11 protein-coding genes are annotated in these 19,203 nt (G+C 37.6%); 9 read left to right on the top strand and 2 right to left on the bottom strand.

Annotation, left to right across the window (positions count from 1 at the left end; genetic code table 11):
• The first annotated feature begins 693 nt into the window (after positions 1–693).
• The 4 genes from MSBRW_RS19260 (at position 694) to MSBRW_RS19275 (ending at position 11,581) form a co-directional block, all read left to right on the top strand.
• Positions 694–2,667, top strand: coding sequence for a right-handed parallel beta-helix repeat-containing protein (locus MSBRW_RS19260; protein ID WP_011306142.1), 1,974 nt, complete (start codon positions 694–696; stop codon positions 2,665–2,667).
• A gap of 1,028 nt (positions 2,668–3,695) precedes the next feature.
• On the top strand, positions 3,696–5,669 hold the full coding sequence (locus MSBRW_RS19265; RefSeq protein WP_011306141.1) for a right-handed parallel beta-helix repeat-containing protein: 1,974 nt from the start codon (positions 3,696–3,698) through the stop codon (positions 5,667–5,669).
• A gap of 995 nt (positions 5,670–6,664) precedes the next feature.
• Entirely contained in the window at positions 6,665–9,334 is a 2,670-nt protein-coding gene (locus MSBRW_RS19270) for a disaggregatase related repeat-containing protein (RefSeq protein WP_080565330.1), read from the top strand.
• Between the two features lie 777 nt (positions 9,335–10,111).
• Positions 10,112–11,581 carry a flippase gene (locus tag MSBRW_RS19275; RefSeq protein WP_048102657.1) on the top strand — a complete coding sequence of 490 codons (1,470 nt, stop codon included), beginning with the start codon at positions 10,112–10,114 and terminating at the stop codon, positions 11,579–11,581.
• Between the two features lie 60 nt (positions 11,582–11,641).
• Here the strand turns inward: MSBRW_RS19275 and MSBRW_RS19280 are convergent, their stop codons facing one another.
• On the bottom strand, positions 11,642–12,601 hold the full coding sequence (locus MSBRW_RS19280) for an NAD-dependent epimerase/dehydratase family protein (RefSeq protein ID WP_011306138.1): 960 nt from the start codon (positions 12,599–12,601) through the stop codon (positions 11,642–11,644).
• Positions 12,602–12,798: 197 nt separating this feature from the next.
• Here MSBRW_RS19280 and galU point away from each other — a divergent pair, with 197 nt between their 5' ends.
• Positions 12,799–13,686, top strand: coding sequence for a UTP--glucose-1-phosphate uridylyltransferase GalU (gene galU, locus MSBRW_RS19285; protein ID WP_011306137.1), 888 nt, complete (start codon positions 12,799–12,801; stop codon positions 13,684–13,686).
• Between the two features lie 85 nt (positions 13,687–13,771).
• On the opposite strand, the gene MSBRW_RS19290 is transcribed toward galU, so the two are convergent.
• Positions 13,772–15,055 (bottom strand): UDP-glucose dehydrogenase family protein, encoded by a 1,284-nt coding sequence (locus MSBRW_RS19290; protein WP_048136581.1) that lies wholly within the window; start codon positions 15,053–15,055, stop codon positions 13,772–13,774.
• A gap of 233 nt (positions 15,056–15,288) precedes the next feature.
• Here MSBRW_RS19290 and MSBRW_RS19295 point away from each other — a divergent pair, with 233 nt between their 5' ends.
• The 4 genes from MSBRW_RS19295 to MSBRW_RS19310 all read left to right on the top strand — a co-directional run bounded on the left by MSBRW_RS19295 (position 15,289) and on the right by MSBRW_RS19310 (position 19,179).
• Positions 15,289–15,567 (top strand): hypothetical protein, encoded by a 279-nt coding sequence (locus MSBRW_RS19295; protein WP_011306134.1) that lies wholly within the window; start codon positions 15,289–15,291, stop codon positions 15,565–15,567.
• A 589-nt stretch (positions 15,568–16,156) separates the two neighbouring features.
• Positions 16,157–17,230: a DUF354 domain-containing protein gene (locus MSBRW_RS19300; protein ID WP_011306133.1), complete on the top strand. Its 1,074-nt coding sequence runs from the start codon at positions 16,157–16,159 to the stop codon at positions 17,228–17,230.
• Positions 17,223–18,263: a polysaccharide deacetylase family protein gene (locus tag MSBRW_RS19305; RefSeq protein WP_048102656.1), complete on the top strand. Its 1,041-nt coding sequence runs from the start codon at positions 17,223–17,225 to the stop codon at positions 18,261–18,263. The genes MSBRW_RS19300 and MSBRW_RS19305 overlap by 8 nt, the downstream gene beginning before the upstream one ends.
• Positions 18,223–19,179, top strand: coding sequence for a glycosyltransferase family 2 protein (locus MSBRW_RS19310; RefSeq protein WP_011306131.1), 957 nt, complete (start codon positions 18,223–18,225; stop codon positions 19,177–19,179). The genes MSBRW_RS19305 and MSBRW_RS19310 overlap by 41 nt, the downstream gene beginning before the upstream one ends.
• The last annotated feature ends 24 nt before the right edge of the window (positions 19,180–19,203 follow it).

Consider the following 19,203-nt stretch of genomic DNA (forward strand, 5'->3'; position numbering starts at 1 on the left):
ATCATTCAATAGTTTTCTTTAACGATAGTGGTACAGGTAGTCTCAAAACGATATTCAATTCTACAATTGAGATAATTTATTGGCGATAAGAGTAAGCCCTGCATAAATTTTGGAATGATTTCCTTCAGAATTAAGTCAAAAATGTCCCTCCCAATTATAGAAATTGTTAGAGTTTTGAGACCTCCAGTATCTTTTAATAAAGCTGATTCTGACTTCGGTTGTTGTCCAGAATCTTCATAGGTTCTTCTTACAATCTCACAGACTGACTAAAAATTTAAAAAGACTGCCCAAATAGTTATATAACGTTGTGATATAGTTTATACTGTTGACTATAGAAATTAAATTGAGGGATAATACTTTATTTACTTACTATGTTTCATGGGGGGACTTAGGTGAATTTAAGGAATTAGCCTGAAAAAAAGGGAGATTTCTTCTGGATCCCTTATTTATTGTATTTTATTGGATTCAGTAGCTTTCGCTATGAATAAACTCTCCAGAACTTTTCTATAGCCTTGAATGTCGGAGAGTGGATACTATTTAAAAAATCTCATCCACCATTCAGTGAACTGAGCAAGAAATTTGTCTAATTATTTGATAAACAATTGTAATTTTTGTAGACATATGGGTACTTTCACCCAGTTCTTACTCTGTAAGCTTATTAACAAATTTTCACAGTAGTCTCAGGTGATATAGATGCTAAAAAGAGAATTAGGGATCTTTTTCTTGATAAGTTGCCTTATTCTTGCAAACGTTCCTACTGTTTTATGCCGAAGTCCTGCACCAACTGTTTATGTTGCAGGAGATGGTAGTGGGGATTTTAACTGCGATGGAAAAGATGACCATGTACAGATAAATCAGGCCCTTAAGTTTGTGGCCGGGAACTCTAAATATACTACTGTTCACCTCAAAGGTCCTTTTACGTATGTTATTGACGATACTATTCTCATCGGCAGCAATACTATTCTTGAAGGGGATTCAAACGCTGTTATTAAACTGGCTAACAACGCAGGTTGGGCTACAATGAAACCTATGATCAAGCAGATGAGCAGTTCCGGAAATAACAACATTGTAATAAGAGGGTTTGAGATTAATGGAAACCATGACGGTAATCCTAAAGTTTCTAAGGGTAAAGGGTACTATAATATGATTTACTTTACTAACTGTAATAACGTAAAAGTATACAAAATGTATATGCACGATGGACTTGGAGACGGGCTGAGGATAAAATACGGAAAAAATATTAAATTTTATAAAAACAGGATATACAAACTCGGGCACGACGGTCTGTTTGCAATTCAGTGTCAGAATGTAGAAGCCTGGAATAATACAATAACCTGTAGAACTAACAGCGGTCTTAGAATCTGGAACTCAAACCATGTAAAATTCCATAATAATGTAATCAATTCTTTCTATCACTGGAGTGCAGGCGGGGCGGCCATTCAAATAGAAAAGTCTGCAGGAATTATGAATGACATAGAGATCTATGATAATACTATATCTAACACCTATGGACCTGGAATCTGGATTTTCAACTATGATACCTCTGCTACTAAAGATCAAGGGAAAAATGTTCATATTTATAATAATGTCTTCTACGGTACAGGTACCAATCCGAGCATTACCTGGGTTGGAGGTATTGTAGCCAGTGGGTTCCATGATACTCTAATTGAAAATAATGTTTTTGACGGCGTATACCATGCTGCTGTTATTCATATGTATCCAGAAGCTTATTCTCCAAAGTACTCGTCAAAATACACAACAATTGTCCGTAACAACATAATTGTAAACACTCAGAAACGTACAAAGGCCCCTAGTGGAACAGGGTATGCAGTGATAAATTATCTTACTAAAAACCATAACTTTGTGCTGGAGAATAACTGCCTTTACGAGAATTCAGCAGGCAAATATAAAGGCTGCACTTCGAAATCCGACATATACTTAAACCCATTATTTGTAAACCAGAAATACCATGATTATCACCTCCAATCAGTTGCAGGTCACTGGAATGGAAAAAAATGGGTTAAAGACAGAGTTAGTTCTCCCTGTATTGATTCCGGATATGCCTCGTCTGACTATTCTAAAGAACCGGAAAATAATGGGAACAGGATCAACATAGGAAGATATGGAAACACAATCTATGCTTCACTGTCATCGAGTTCAAGAGTAAAGACTGTGCAGTCTTCGTTAACAGACTATATCTCCGAAGCTACAAATGAGACTGATGAAGATCTTAACTTTACGGAGGAAGTTTTTGACGTGGACGAAGATAATTGCACATACTCTGAAGATCTTTCTATCGACACACAGAGCCTGGTTATCGATTCAATTCCCAAAACTACAGTTAAGATTGGAGAAACTTTGAACTTTACAGTAAAAGCTTCTGATGTGAATGGAGGCAATCTTACCTTTTCAGCATCTGCTCTTCCTGAAGGCGCAAGTTTTGACGAAACAGGGATTTTTAACTGGACGCCTTCAGAAGGACAGGAAGGAATATACAAGATATATTTTGAAGTAAGCGATGGTATTTTCAAAGATTCTGAAGGTGCAATAATAAGTGTGGTTGAAGAAGACTCTTTGAACCTTTCTAATGTGTACGACAGCTACATTTACGAAGTATCTCCTGAAGATCCTTGTTTGAATAATTTATCTTTCGGATTGGAGGAATAGCTGAACTTTAAAATCAACGTTGATCAATGAATTTCCAGGAAAAACTATAAATGGACAAGGTAAACAAGAATTGAAACTTTCTGGGTTCATCTGCGTTTGTCCGTGGTTTATTAAGAATATGTGAAATCGATTCACTAGATAAAACAAGCTTTTTCAAGAGAATGATCGGAATATCTTAAGAACGTAGCTAGAATGGAGTTGCAAGAATGGAATTGGAGCAATATTATCTAACAGTACTTTTATGATATGTCAGATGGTTATGCCTAACTTCCAAACTCCTTTCTAACTTCCGTATTCTTTTCTATTTTTGGCAGGTTTCCTAGTAATTTTCTATCCTTTGTGGAGTCTTAATCTATAAAATTCGATTTTTAATAATTTACATAACTGTTTTTGAAGTGTTTAATCCTTTTTTAAAGTAAAAGTAAAAAGTTGACTTTGCCAAAACTATGCAATATATTATCAAAAGAAGAACTCACCTCAAAATAAAGAGCTATAGTCCACCACATGAATTTAGTTACGATGTAGGCTCAATAAACTCTGTTTTAATTTTGACTTTTCTCATTCCAAATACTTATTTATTCCCTAGAACACGATGCAATTCTTCGAATATTTGTCAGATTTGCCCAAATACTTTTATAACATTGGGATATAATTTACAATGTAGACTATAGAAATTAAATTAAGGGCTAATACATTATTTATTTACTATGTTTCATGGGGGGACTTAGGTGAATTTAAGGAATTAGCCTGAAAAAAGGGAGATTTCTTCTGGATCCCTTATTTATTGTATTTTATTGGATTCAGTAGCTTTCGCTATGAATAAACTCTCCAGAACTTTTCTATAGCCTTGAATATCGGAGAGTGGATACTATTTAAAAAATCTCATCCACCATTCAGTGAACTGAGCAAGAAATTTGTCTAATTATTTGATAAACAATTGTAATTTTTGTAGACATATGGGTACTTTCACCCAGTTCTTACTCTGTAAGCTTATTAACAAATTTTCACAGTAGTCTCAGGTGATATAGATGCTAAAAAGAGAATTAGGGATCTTTTTCTTGATAAGTTGCCTTATTCTTGCAAACGTTCCTACTGTTTTATGCCGAAGTCCTGCACCAACTGTTTATGTTGCAGGAGATGGTAGTGGGGATTTTAACTGCGATGGAAAAGATGACCATGTACAGATAAATCAGGCCCTTAAGTTTGTGGCCGGGAACTCTAAATATACTACTGTTCACCTCAAAGGTCCTTTTACGTATGTTATTGACGATACTCTTCTCATCGGCAGCAATACTATTCTTGAAGGGGATTCAAACGCTGTTATTAAACTGGCTAACAACGCAGGTTGGGCTACAATGAAACCTATGATCAAGCAGATGAGCAGTTCCGGAAATAACAACATTGTAATAAGAGGGTTTGAGATTAATGGAAACCATGACGGTAATCCTAAAGTTTCTAAGGGTAAAGGGTACTATAATATGATTTACTTTACTAACTGTAATAACGTAAAAGTATACAAAATGTATATGCACGATGGACTTGGAGACGGGCTGAGGATAAAATACGGAAAAAATATTAAATTTTATAAAAACAGGATATACAAACTCGGGCACGACGGTCTGTTTGCAATTCAGTGTAAGAACGTAAAGGCCTGGAAAAACACAATAACCTGTAGAACTAACAGCGGTCTTAGAATCTGGAACTCAAACCATGTAAAATTATATAATAATGTAATCAATTCTTTCTATCACTGGAGTGCAGGCGGGGCGGCCATTCAAATAGAAAAGTCTGCAGGAATGATGAATGATATAGAGATCTATGATAATACTATATCTAACACCTATGGCCCTGGAATCTGGATTTTCAACTATGATACCTCTGCTACTAAAAATCAAGGGAAAAATGTTCATATTTATAATAATGTCTTCTACGGTACAGGTACCAATCCGAGCATTACCTGGGTTGGAGGTATTGTAGCCAGTGGGTTCCATGATACTCTAATTGAAAATAATATTTTTGACGGCGTATACCATGCTGCTGTTATTCATATGTATCCAGAAGCTTATTCTCCAAAGTACTCGTCAAAATACACAACAATTGTCCGTAACAACATAATTGTAAACACTCAGAAACGTACAAAGGCCCCTAGTGGAACAGGGTATGCAGTGATAAATTATCTTACTAAAAACCATAACTTTGTGCTGGAGAATAACTGCCTTTACAAGAATTCAGCAGGCAAATATAAAGGCTGCACTTCGAAATCTGACATATACTTAAACCCATTATTTGTAAACCAGAAATACCATGATTATCACCTCCAGTCAGTTGCAGGTCACTGGAATGGAAAAAAATGGGTTAAAGACAAAGTTAGTTCTCCCTGTATTGATTCCGGATATGCCTCGTCTGATTATTCTAAAGAACCGGAAAATAATGGGAACAGGATCAACATAGGAAGATATGGAAACACAATCTATGCTTCACTGTCATCGAGTTCAAGAGTAAAGACTGTGCAGTCTTCGTTAACAGACTATATCTCCGAAGCTACAAATGAGACTGATGAAGATCTTAACTTTACGGAGGAAGTTTTTGACGTGGACGAAGATAATTGCACATACTCTGAAGATCTTTCTATCGACACACAGAGCCTGGTTATCGATTCAATTCCCAAAACTACAGTTAAGATTGGAGAAACTTTGAACTTTACAGTAAAAGCTTCTGATGTGAATGGAGGCAATCTTACCTTTTCAGCATCTGCTCTTCCTGAAGGCGCAAGTTTTGACGAAACAGGGATTTTTAACTGGACGCCTTCAGAAGGACAGGAAGGAATATACAAGATATATTTTGAAGTAAGCGATGGTATTTTCAAAGATTCTGAAGGTGCAATAATAAGTGTGGTTGAAGAAGACTCTTTGAACCTTTCTAATGTGTACGACAGCTACATTTACGAAGTATCTCCTGAAGATCCTTGTTTGAATAATTTATCTTTCGGATTGGAGGAATAGCTGAACTTTAAAATCAACGTTGATCAATGAATTTCCAGGAAAAACTATAAATGGACAAGGTAAACAAGAATTGAAACTTTCTGGGTTCATCTGCGTTTATCCCTGATTTTTGAGGATATGTGGATCGATGCACTAGATAAAACAAGCTTTTTCAAGAGAATGATCGGAATATCTTAAGAACGTAGCTAGAATGGAGTTGCAAGAATGGAATTGGAGCAATATTATCTAACAGTACTTTTATGATATGTCAGATGGTTATGCCTAACTTCCACACTCCTCTCTAACTTCCGTATTCTTTTCTATTTTTGGCAGGGTTTCCGGGTAATTTTCTATCCTTTGTGGAGTCTTAATCGATATCATCTTACTCTTAATCATTTGTATAGCTGTTTTTAAGTGTCTAATTTCCTCTTTTAAGGTAAAAGCAAAAAGTTGACTTTGCCAAAACTATGCGATATATTATCAAAAGAAGACCTTCCATTAAAAATGAATATCTGGAATTTACTTTCTAAATTTGATTCCAGCATAGATTTAATAAAACTATATTTTGATTTTGACTTTTCTCATTCCAAAGACTTATTTGTTCTCTCAATCACTATGCAACTCCCTAAATATTTAGTAAGTTTGCACATATATTTTTATAACATCGCGATATAGTTTACAGTGTTGACTATAGAAATTTAATTGAAGGCTAATACTCAGATTATTCACTATGTTTCATGGGGGGATTAGGTGAGTTCGAGGAATTGGCCTGAAAATAGGAGATTTATTCTGAGTCCCTTATTTATTGCATTTTATTGGATTCAGTAGCATTTGCCATGAATAAACTCTCCAGAACTTTTCTATAGCCTTGAATATCGGAGAGTGGATACTGTTTAAAAAATCAGATCCAATTTGCGAGAAACAGAATATTAAATAAACTTTTGACAAATAATAACAAACTTTGCGGGGATATTGATACGTCACCACATGAAAATCTACCTACGAAAATTAACAATATGCGCTGTTGTGATCAATCCCAGGTAATCTCGATATTAAAACGAGAATTAGGAGTCTTTTTATTGGTAGGTTGCCTTATTCTTGCAAGCGTTCCTACTGCTTTATGCCGAAGTCCTGCACCAACTGTTTACGTTGCAGGGGACGGTAGTGGAGATTTTAACTGCGATGGAAAAGATGATCATGTACAGATAAATCAGGCCCTTAAGTTTGTGGCCGATAATTCTGAATATACAACTGTCTACCTTAAAGGTCCTTTTACATATGTTATTGACGATACTATTCTCATCGGCAGCAATACTATTCTTGAAGGGGATTCTACTGCTGTGATCAAGCTGGTTGATCATGCAGGCTGGGTTACAATGAAACCTTTGATCAAGCAGATGAGCAATTCCGGAAATAACAACATTGTAATAAGAGGGTTTGAGGTTAATGTGAACCATGACGGTAACACCGAGTTCGCTAAGGGTAAAGGATATTATAATGTGATTTACTTCCTTTACTGCAATAACGTAGAAGTATACAATATGTATATGCATGATGGTCATGGAGACGGGCTGAGGATAAAATATAGTGAGAACGTCAAGTTTTACAACAATACTATCTATAAGCTCGGACACGACGGTCTGTTTGCAATTCAGTGTCAGAATGTAGAAGCCTGGAATAATACAATAACTTGCAGGACTAACAGCGGTCTTAGAATCTGGAACTCAAACCATGTAAAATTCCATAATAATGTAATCAATTCTTTCTATCACTGGAGTGCAGGCGGGGCGGCCATTCAGATAGAAAAGTCTGCAGGAATTATGGATGATATAGAGATCTATGATAATACTATATCTAACACCTATGGCCCTGGAATCTGGCTTTTTAACTATGATAGCTCTTCTGCTACCAGAGACCAAGCGAAAAATGTCTACATCCATCACAATACTTTCTATGACACGGGCACTAATCCTAGCATTACTTGGGTAGGCGGTATCATAACTGGCGGATTCGAAGACACTGTTATTGAAAACAATGTATTTGACGGAATCTACCACACTGCAATCGCCAATATGTATATCAACAGTTATTCCCCAACCTATGTGCCAGAAGGTGATGGATTCACAACAATTGTCCGCAATAACATAATTGTAAATACCAGGTTGCGCACAAAGTCTCCGAGTGGGACAGGGTATGGAATTATGAATTACCTACCTGCAACACATTCCTTTGTGCTGGAAAATAACTGTCTTTACAATAACTCAGCAGGTAACTATAGAAACTGCGCGTCGACAACTGATATCCATGTAAACCCTCTTTTTGCAGACTCAGAAAACCATGAATACCATATTCAATCCGTCTCAGGCCGCTGGAACGGAGAAACCTGGGTTAAGGATACTGTAAGTTCTCCCTGTATTGATGCCGGGTGTTCTTTCTCGGATTACTCTAACGAGCCCGAAAACAATGGAAACAGAATCAATATAGGAAGATATGGAAACACAATCTACGCGTCTCTTTCAGGAACCTCTTTGAATCTCTCTGGAGAGATGTACGACAACCGTATGCGTGAAGCTTCTCCTGACGATGTCTTTTCGGAGAAGTCATTTCTCGATGTAGGGGGAATAAGCCGTGTTGGCAAATACAGAGATCTTATATGGTTTAACGTAAGCGAATACACCAATGCTACTGAAATCAGCAGTGCAACTCTTTCCCTTTTCTGGTACTACCCTTACAGCACACGACCAAATGATACTATTATCGAGGTTTACAGGCCTGTTTCTTGGAATCCTGACTATGTAAGCTGGAATAAAAAGAATAAAGATATTACCTGGAATAACGCAGGAGGAGATTGGTATGACAGAAATGGTGTTCTCCAGGGAAGTACTCCGTATGCTACATTAACCCTGAGAGCCAGTAGTTTGCCAGATAACAGGTATTATGAACTCAATGTAACCGATCTCGTAAAAGAGTATGTCGGTGGCAAGTACGAAAACACAGGTTTCCTTATAAAAGCCCGCAGTGAAAATGATAACTATATCGCCTTCTACAGTGCTGACTGCGGAAACATGAATCAGGTGCCGAAACTTAATATTGAGAAAAGGGTAACTGCAAATGCAACTATTACTGACGCAAAAGACAACCGTCTACGTGAAATCTCGCCTGAGGGCGTTTTTTCTGACACACCATTTATCGATGCAGGAGAATTAAGTAATGTCGGGAAGTACAGAGATGTTATATCGTTTAATTTAAGTGAATATACCAGTGCCACAGAGGTAGACAGTGCAACTCTTTCTCTTTTCTGGTATTACCCTTCCAGCACACGATCAAATGATACGGTTATCGAGATTTACAGGCCTGTTTCTTGGAACCCTGACTATGTAAGCTGGAATAAAAAGAATAAAGATATTGCCTGGAATAACGCAGGAGGAGATTGGTATGACAGAAATGGTGTTCTCCAGGGAAGTACTCCGTATGCTACATTAACTCTGAGAGCCAGTAGTTTGCCAGATAACAGGTATTATGAACTCAATGTAACCGATCTTGTAAAAGAGTACGTCAGTGGCAGGTACGAAAACACAGGTTTCCTTATAAAAGCCCGCAGTGAAAATGATAACTATATCGCCTTCTACAGTGCTGACTGCGGAAACATGAATCAGGTGCCAAAACTGAATCTTGTATACAGATAAAATTTAAATTCTCAAATAAGATTTTCCATTACTTCCGACCCAAGAATAAACTTCTGCTGTTGGATGTTTTGGAACTTTTTTCTTTTAAGGTACTAAAAACATGACTTATTCAGATTCTCCTGAAATAATCTTTTTAAGTGAGTTAGTACGGTTTCTAGACCTATTAATCAGGATTAATTTATTTGTTTTTGCTCCCAAACTTATTCTTCTTTGTAAAAGTTTTATTCTAAGATCAGGATATCTTTCGGATTTATACCTACTTTGTGTAAGATTTCTAATTGTGTTTTCTAATAAGCCAGAACTTACGGTTTTTTATTCTGAATTATTTTTGTCTCACCTATGCTTTTTGGGAAGTCATATCCAGACATGAACTGAACTTCTACCAAAATTGTACTGAATTTTACCAAAATTTATCTCAACACAAAGGCTTTTATCTTTTGTAGAAATCTTTTACTGGGGGTAGTTGAAATTTGTTGTTGAAAAAAATGTATCTATAAAAATTTGGAGTTAACACTGAATATAAGTATGATATATTGAAACTTTTGAATTCAAAATTAAAGGTATTTTATATGAATGAAACTTATTATAATATATTTATAAATAAAACTTTTACTGAGAGATTGAAACTTGAGCAAGACGATCAGCATTCAAAAGGATTTAAATATCAGGATCTGGATAGTGAGTCGGGTCAAGTCGCAAGAAAAACTTTCGTGTGAGGCTATTTTCATAACTTCTTTCAATGGAAATTCTTAAAAACGGAATTCTTTTTAAGGTGATATGGTGTCATATCAAAAGTTTGCAAAGGATGTTGGTTTTATCGGGACAGTTCAGGTACTTACAAGCCTGGGAACTTTTTTCCTCCTTCCGATAATCACAAAAACCCTTGGGACATACGACTATGGACTCTGGGCCCAGATCAATACCACTGTATCTCTCATCTCTCCCCTCGCACTGATGGGCCTCTCTATGGGTTTTGTCAGGTTTTTATCTTCTGAAACGGAACCCAAAATAATAAGAGAAGCAGTATATTCAATTCTCTTTTTTGTAACTATATCCGGTCTGTTGGCCTCATTTTTACTCTATACGTTTGCAGAGCCTCTTGCTACTTTCGGTTTTAAAGACCCTCATGCAACTTATTTTATCCAGGCAGGTTCCCTTTTAATTCTCCTGACTGTAATTGAGTCTATATCTCTTTTTTATTTCAGGATTTTCAGGCAGATTCAGACATTTTCTTACTTAACCCTTTTTGAAACGTTTGGAAAATTGTTTTTTATTCTTTTTCTTCTCAAAATGGGATACGGGCTTCTTGGTGTAATCGCGGCTACTCTACTTGTACAGGGCTCCATTTTTTTAATTTCTCTTCTGATGATCATATCACAGATAGGATTCGTTATCCCGCGATTTACTTACATAAAAGAGTATTTGCAATTTTCTCTACCGTTAACTCCCAATTCACTTGTAAGGTGGATTACAGAATCAAGTGACAGATATATGGTTACTTATTTTCTCGGCCTTAGAAGCGTGGGCGTATATTCGGCAGCCTGCTCAATTGGCAGTCTTATACAGCTTTTTGTAAGCTCTCTTCAGCTCATTCTTCTTCCCGAGTTATCAAAGCTTTTCGATGAAAATAAAATGGATGAAGTAAGAATTTGTATGTCTCATTCTCTAAGATATTTCCTTCTCTTCTCAATTCCTGCAGTCTTCGGTCTCTCAGCTCTTGCAAAACCTTTGCTTGGGATTCTTACCACTGACGATTTTCTTTCGGGCTGGCTTGTGATTCCCATTATTGCCTTCTCAGGTCTTCTGGCAGGAATCTTCCAGATATTTGTCAACACAATGCTCCTTATCAAGCAAACAAAAACTGCGACCTACATTAATATTGTTGCAGCAGTTTCGAATGTATTGATTAACCTTCTACTGATACCTTCCATTGGAATTGTTGGAGCCTCATTGTCAACCTTATTTTCTTACTTTTTAATGGCTGTGCTTTGTATGCATATTTCCTTGAAACACTTTAAACTTGATTTTTATCTTCATGATATTGCAAAAAGCGTTCTGTCTTCAATAGTTATGTATCTCTTTGTTTCCTACTTCGCTATCTTAAGCATCGTTGAGCTTTTTGAGATTGCAGGTATGGGTGTACTTATCTATCTGGTTATGATGTTCCTAGTAGGCGGATTCACAGACCATGAACTTTCTCTAATACGAAGGTACTTATTCAGAGTCAAAAGCGAAGTCAAACAGTAATTTTGCCTTTAATTTTATACTGATCAACAAAAAATTGTTTAGGAAAAACTGGAATAAAAGTTATTCTACTAGCTTTTCCTCAAGTAATGCCTTCGCCGTTTCCCTAATGCTTCTCTCTGATGTATAGACCGGTTTCCAGCCCAAACGTTTCATTTTTTCAATTCCTAATCTCATCTTTGGCACATCGCCTTTCCAGCCTCTGTTCCCTCCTGTATAGGTAAATTCAACATTAGAAAGCCCCATCTCTTCTATAACAGCCTCTCCTATCTCTGTGGCACTGATGGTGTCTTCGGAGCCGATATTAAAGATGTTTACCTTTTCGTCGCTGTTCTCGATTAAAAACAATATCGCGTCAACGCACTCCGAAACATGGAGGTAGGATTTTTCCTGTTTGCCATCTCCCAGGACTTCCAGCAAACTAGCATTATTCCACAGCTTTTTTATAAAGTCTACCGTAATCCCGTGTGTACTGCGTGGGCCAACAATGTTTGCGAAGCGAAATATCCAGGCCTGCATATCAAATGTATGAGAATATGAAGTAATGAAGGCTTCGCAAGCCAGTTTAGAGGCACCGTAAAGAGATATAGGAATAAGGGGGCCGTAATCTTCCGGAGTAGGCATAATACTCGCTTCCCCATAAACGGTTGAGGTGGAAGTAAACGCAATTTTTTTAGTATTGTTTTTCCTCATTGCTTCCAGAAGGTTATAAGTCGCCAGAATATTCTGATCTAAATGAACTCTGGTATCAGAGGCTCCGAGCCTGACATCAGGATTTGCGGCCACGTGACAAACAAAGTCAATACCTTTACAGGCCTTTTTTATCGCTTCCTGGTCAAGAAGGTCTCCTTTTATTAGGGTGAAGTCTGGGTTTTCAAAATGATCTTCTATAAATTCCATTTTTCCTGAACTCAGGTTATCAAAAACAGTAACCCTACTTCCTTTTTCTATAAAACGATCTACAAGATGGCTCCCTATAAAACCGGCTCCTCCTGTCACAAGTATTTTATTCTTTGCAGCCATGGAAAATTCTCCCATAATCGTTCTTTCGATTAATACTTTATAATGTCATAAAGTAATCAGAAAATACTTTTATCTCATTCCCTATATGTGGAATGAATAGATAACCAGAGAAAATTAAAGATATTCTGGTTAAAGAGTATTATTTGCCTAACTATATGAATAACTTTTTATAGAATCCCTTTACCGGAGAGTTTATTTTGACCGTTAAAAAAGCACTTATTCCGGCAGCTGGTCTTGGGACCCGTTTCCTTCCTGCCACCAAGTCAATGCCAAAAGAGATGCTTCCTATTATTGACACACCTGTGATTCAATATGTTGTAGAGGAAGCCATTGCCTCGGGAATTGAGGATATAATCATTATCACAGGCAGGGGTAAACGGGCAATTGAAGATTATTTCGATGATTCTCCTGAACTCGAAATGCATCTTGCGAAAAAGCACAATACCGAACTTCTTAAACTTGTCAGGAATGTTTCTTCCCTTGTGGATATTCACTATATCCGCCAGAAAGAACCTAACGGGCTCGGGGATGCAGTTCTCAGGGCAGAAAACCACATTGGAGACGAACCTTTCGCCGTGCTTCTTGGAGACGATATTATTGTGAATAACAAGCCCTGCACTGCCCAACTCATAGATAATTTTGAGAAATATGGGAGGTCCACGCTTGCAGTGGAAGAAGTCCCTCGTGAAAAATTAAGTAGTTATGGAATTATAAAGGGCAAGCCTCTTAGTAATTCTCTCTATGTACTGGAGGACATTGTTGAAAAACCGTCACCTGAAAATGCTCCCTCAAATATGGGAGCAATAGGCCGCTATGTTTTCACCCCTGAAATATTTGACTGTATAAAAGAAGCCGGGACAGGGGTAGGAAACGAAATCCAGTTGACTGATGGGATTCGGGTTCTTAACAGGTCACAGATGATATACGCATGCAGGTTCAAAGGAAAAAGATTCGATACTGGCGACAGGTTAGGGTACGTGAAATCAATAGTAGATTTTGCCCTTGAAAACGAAAACCTTAGAGAAGACGTACTTGAGTACTTAAGAGAAATCCTAGCAGAGGTAAAGGAACCTTCAAGCAAATAAGATCCTATTTATAAGGGCAGTTAAAGGCCAGCAAAGTCATATCATATAAATTTGTGTAAAAAGAGGAAATGATTTCTGCTGGTTTTTACCAGCAGAGACCCTCATAATCTATATTTTTCGCTTTAATTATCCGCCTTCCATCAACTACTATCTTTTCTTTCATGACTTCAAATTCAGAGTCAAGTTGCTTGAACTCACTCCATTCTGTCATTACAAGGCAGGCGTCAGCACCTTCAAGAGCATCTTTAGCTTTCCCGGAGTATTCAATTGTTGGAAAGATTCGCTTCATATTCTCGATTGCCATTGGGTCGTAAGCCGAAACCTCTGCTCCTAGTCTTAGAAGTTCAGCAATGATAGGGATAGATCTAGACTCCCTTATATCATCCGTATCATTTTTAAAAGCAAGCCCAAGGACTGCAACTTTTTTACCCTCAAGGCTTCCTATTTTCTTCTGTAGTATTTCGGTCATAAGAATTGGCTGTTTTTCGTTTACTCCAATTACGGATTCCAGAAGCACTGGAGAATATCCTATTTCTTTTGCCTTTCCTATAAGTGCTTTTACATCTTTTGGGAAACAAGACCCTCCAAATCCTGCTCCTGAATTCAAAAACTTTGGGGATATCCTGGAATCCTTACCTACCGCTTTCATAACCTCGTAGGTATCAACGTTTAACCGTTTGCAAATGTTGCCAATCTCATTAGCAAAGGATATTTTAGTTGCTAGAAGAGAGTTATTTGCATATTTGATCATTTCCGCTGTTGATAGACTCGTGCGGGTGACTTCACATTTAAAGGTCCGGTAAAGTTCTGAGACAAGATCTCCTGATTTCTGGTCAATTGCTCCAACAACTATTTTATCAGGATGCATGAAGTCGTAGACGGCCTTCCCTTCTCTGAGGAATTCGGGATTCATTGCAACTCCAAAGTTTTTTCCGGCTATCTTTCCTGAAGTTTCTTCAAGGATAGGAAGGACAAATTTTTCAGTTGTCTCGGGCACAACTGTGCTTTTAACAACTACTACATGGTAGCCTTCTTTCTTTGCCAGTACTGCCCCTATACTTGCTGTTGCTGCACGAACAATTGAAAGGTCTATACTCCCATCTTCTGCGGAAGGAGTTCCTACGCAGATAAAGGAAATGTCCGTATTCTTGATTGCAAATTCATAGTCAGTGGTTGCAGTGAGACTTTTTCCTGCATATTTTTGCAAAAGCTCTCCAAGTCCCTCTTCATAGATCGGGGGAATGCCTGAATTTATTTGATCCATCTTTTTCTTGTCGATATCTACACAGACTACTTCATGCCCGACTTCTGCAAAACATGCGGCTGTGACCGAGCCCACATATCCTGACCCTATAACGGAAATTTTCATAAATTGAACCTCTTTATTGAGAATTGGAGAGTAATCAATTCCAATTCTTATTTATTTTTTGATAGGACCTCATTCCAGGTTTACTATAGAAACTGCCAATCTATACAGTTTTTTAGCCCAAATTACTAATAATTTTTTATAAGTTTATATAGTTTAAAGGCTTTATAACTTGTATAGTTAGATTTAATACATGTTTTGATAACTCCTTTACAGAAGTTTTTGGGGATCTTATAATGTTTTCAATACTTGGCTTGAGCGCAGAGTTTGCAGCGGAGAATTCTCTTTCAGACTTAGGTATCTGCTTCCTCTCGACGGATTTTGGAATCCCTGTATATTATCAGATAACGGTCGTGGGACTAATCGCTCTTGTGGGTATGAAGGAAATGCTGCTGGCCTCTAGAGAAGAAGATGAGTTTTCTGTGGACTCAATAGATATGGGAATTTATCCTCTTATAGTATGCTTCATTGCTAGTTTCCTCTTTGCAGGCTTTGAAATAATATATATAAAGTAATCCTCCTAATGATTATATATTTATTTACTCAGTATTTCTTTTGTTTCTTCCAGTAAGTTTATTTTCCTACCAAATTAGAAAAAGCTAAATAATGTTTATTTTTCTATTTTTAAGAATATAATATCTATAATTCTCAACATTGATAATTCTAGTTATCTTAATTTAGTAACTATGTTTCCATAGCTATTTATCTTTGAGCCATTTATCTTCTAATCATAATATTGTTTGTTAATGACTCTGACTAAATTAAAAAATTTAGTATCATAGGGACACTATTAAGGGGGGTCTCCAGCCGCTGGAGAAGGATAGTTGTCACTTTTTAACATAGAATGAGGTGGGAGAGTTCTATCTGATAGAACAGTTTTGAAATCGGGGTTGAGTGGAAACCAGGATTTGACTGCATACTGTTGTTAAAGTTGAGAGAGAAAAATGCAGGAAGGTTTCCTGATTTGTTGATATTAATTCATCTCATATGCTTTTAAATCAGGTTCAAGGTTAGTGTCCTAACTCTCAATCTCGAAAGGTACTCGAGCAGACAGACTGTCTTTTGGTATATTATCATAGGAAATATTAATTGGGGAGTGAAAAGTTGAGAGTTCTTGTCGATATAGGGCATCCAGCCCATGTTCATTTTTTTAAAAACACTATATGGAGTCTTGAGAAAAAAGGGCATCAAGTAATGGTAGTTTCGCGAGACAAGGATGTAGTAATAGAGCTCTTGAACGCCTACGGAATTCCGCATACGGTTTTGAGTAAAGTAAAACCAGGAAAGATTAATTTGCTTGAAGAATGGTTCATAAGAGAGTTTAAAACTTTTAAAATTACCCAGCAATTTGATCCTGACCTTTTTATAGGTATCCTTTCTCCAGCTGTAGCTCAGGTAGCCTGGATACAGCGGAAAAAATCCATAATTTTTAACGACACCGAACACGCATTACTGGCCCAGAAGTTAACCTATCCCTTCTGTAACATAATCTGCACCCCTTCATGCTATCTAAAAAATGAAGGACGAAAACAGATAAGGTATAGTGGATATCATGAACTGGCTTATCTTCATCCATCTTATTTTACTCCCCGTCCTGAGACCCTGAAAGACCTCGGGGTAGAGGAGGGGGAGCCTTTTACAATCCTTCGCTTTGTTTCATGGGGTGCGCATCACGATGTCGGCCAGCATGGAATTAAAGATAAAGTAGCACTTGTCCAGGAAGCCGAAAAATTCGGAAAAGTATTCATAACTTCAGAAGGCCCTCTGGAAAAAGAGTTTGAGAAGTATAGAGTATGGGTTTCTCCAGAAAAAATTCACCATTTGCTCTATTATGCCACTCTATATGTGGGTGAGGGGGCAACGATGGCTGTTGAGAGTGCAATCCTGGGAACTCCATCAATCTATATTTCCACTCTTGCAGGAACTATGGGAAATTTTTCTGAACTTGAGAGGAAGTACGGTTTGCTTTTTAATTACAGTGATTCGCAATCTGCCATAATAAAAATCACAGAACTTTTCAAAGATTCGGAACTTAAGAAAAGCTGGGGTCTTAAAAGGGCTGCCCTTCTCAGGGATAAAATCAATGTTACCGAGTTCATGGTCAAGCTTATAGAAAATCTTCCTGAAAAAAAATCTGGATTTTCTTTATCTTCGGTTTCGGATGAGTCTTATGTATAAATTGCTAATGGAAAACCAGAATATTTGGGATCTTTTCACCCGAAAAGAAGAATATTATCCCGAAAAGATGGATGAACACCAGCGTTTTCTTTTCTCTGAAAAAGATCTACGAAATGCCTCTGATCCCGAGGTCTCCAGGTATCTTATGGAAAATAAGATGCATGTCAAGTTCCCCGAAAATAAATCATTTGCCGTTTGTTTGACTCATGATGTAGACGATATTTATCCACCTCTTTCCCATAGCTTGTTGTCATCAGCTTACAGCCTTAAACAGTTAAATTTCAAGGATTCTGCAGCTCAGTTACTGTGGAAATTGAGGGGAATAGACTACTCTCCTTACCTTAATTTTTCTAAAATTATGGATATTGAAGCTAGTTTTGAAGCAAAGTCCTCTTTTTACTTCATTACTGCAGAAGCCGATCCAATAAGATTCCGATATAATATAGAAGACATAGAACATCATCTGGGAGAAGTTTTAGATAGAGGATGGGAGATTGGTCTTCACGGAGGTTACTATTCATACGATAGCCCAGAAAAAATAAAAAAAGAAAAAGAAAGACTTGAAGCAGTTCTGGGTAAAAAAGTAATAGGTTTTCGCAATCATTACCTCCGATTCAAAACTCCAGACTCCTGGGAAATACTTGCAGATGCCGGTTTTAGCTATGACTCCACTTTCGGGCATAGATACTCAGTCGGCTTCAGGAATGGAATGTGCCACCCTTTCAGTCCATATAACCTTAAAACAGAAAAAGAAATTGATATCCTCGAAATTCCACTTATCGTTATGGACGCTGCTCTTTTTGCTACTTCAAAATCTTATGAGGAAGCCTGGGAACGCACAAAAAATCTAATTGATACTACAGCAGGCCTCAACGGTGTTATTACCCTGCTGTGGCATAATTTCGCGTTCAGTTGCAATTTTCGAAAAGACTGGGTGAGGATGTATGAGAAGGTGCTTCAGTACTGCTCCGGAAAAGGGGCATGGATGACAAGTGGAGAAGAAATCTACAGGTGGTGGGCAGATAGGAGCTGAATTAAAAGGAAAGTATCTGCTGGTTACGCCTGCAAAGAATGAAGAACAAAATCTTCCCGAAGTTTCGAAGGCTGTAATCGAACAAGAATTAAAACCGGAGTTATGGATTATAGTCGATGATGGAAGTACGGATGAAACACCAAGTATTCTCGAAGGCCTGCGGTCAAACTGGCCCTGGATTCGGAGTATAAGATTACCTCCAAGACCAAGAGACATTACTTTTCACTACAGTTATGTCTGCAAACAGGGCTTTGACTATGCTCTTGAGTATTGTAGGGAAAATAATATTGAATTCGAGTATATAGGCCTTCTTGATGCTGATACGGTGCTTGAAGAAAATTATTTTGGAAAACTTCTGGCTGAGTTTAAAAAGGATAATTCTCTCGGAATTGTAAGTGGGGGGGTATATTATGATACTAACGGAAAACTTTCCCTGGAAGTAACTGCAAAAAACCTTCCTCGAGGCACAGGAAGGATCTGGAAGAAAGAGTGCTTCTTCGAGACTGGCGGTTATCAGGTTGAGCCGTCCCCAGATTCAATTTCTAATATAAAAGCTCTCTTGCGAGGCTGGCGGCTCATGCAGTATACTGAGGCAGTCCAGGTCCAGAAGCGTAAAACGAGTGCTGCTAACGGACTCTGGAATGGATATCTCAAAAACGGATGGATGGCTTATTACCTTGGCAAAAACTATTTCATGACCCTCTTAAACGTATTTCATCTTTCCCTGAAGTCTCCCTACTATACAGGAATTGCCTACTGTTGGGGGTATTTTGGTTCGGTGATTAAAAGAGAGAATAAAATCCAGGACCCTGAAGTAAGGGCTTACTACAGAAACCAGGGATTTGGAGGACTGTTATCCAGAATCTCAAGTAATTTTGATCAGAATTCAAGAAATGTAAAGGAGAAGAAGCAGTGAAGATTAGAAAACATCTCGAAAAGG

Origin of the sequence: Methanosarcina barkeri str. Wiesmoor (assembly GCF_000969985.1) — an archaeon.
Classification (GTDB): Archaea; Halobacteriota; Methanosarcinia; order Methanosarcinales; family Methanosarcinaceae; genus Methanosarcina; species Methanosarcina barkeri_B.

Coding starts and splice junctions, on each gene's coding strand:
- MSBRW_RS19260 (WP_011306142.1), top strand. CDS start 694: ATGCTAAAAAGAGAATTAGGGATCTTTTTCTTGATAAGTTGCCTTATT.
- MSBRW_RS19265 (WP_011306141.1), top strand. CDS start 3,696: ATGCTAAAAAGAGAATTAGGGATCTTTTTCTTGATAAGTTGCCTTATT.
- MSBRW_RS19270 (WP_080565330.1), top strand. CDS start 6,665: ATGCGCTGTTGTGATCAATCCCAGGTAATCTCGATATTAAAACGAGAA.
- MSBRW_RS19275 (WP_048102657.1), top strand. CDS start 10,112: ATGGTGTCATATCAAAAGTTTGCAAAGGATGTTGGTTTTATCGGGACA.
- MSBRW_RS19280 (WP_011306138.1), bottom strand. CDS start 12,601: ATGGCTGCAAAGAATAAAATACTTGTGACAGGAGGAGCCGGTTTTATA.
- MSBRW_RS19290 (WP_048136581.1), bottom strand. CDS start 15,055: ATGAAAATTTCCGTTATAGGGTCAGGATATGTGGGCTCGGTCACAGCC.
- MSBRW_RS19295 (WP_011306134.1), top strand. CDS start 15,289: ATGTTTTCAATACTTGGCTTGAGCGCAGAGTTTGCAGCGGAGAATTCT.
- MSBRW_RS19305 (WP_048102656.1), top strand. CDS start 17,223: ATGTATAAATTGCTAATGGAAAACCAGAATATTTGGGATCTTTTCACC.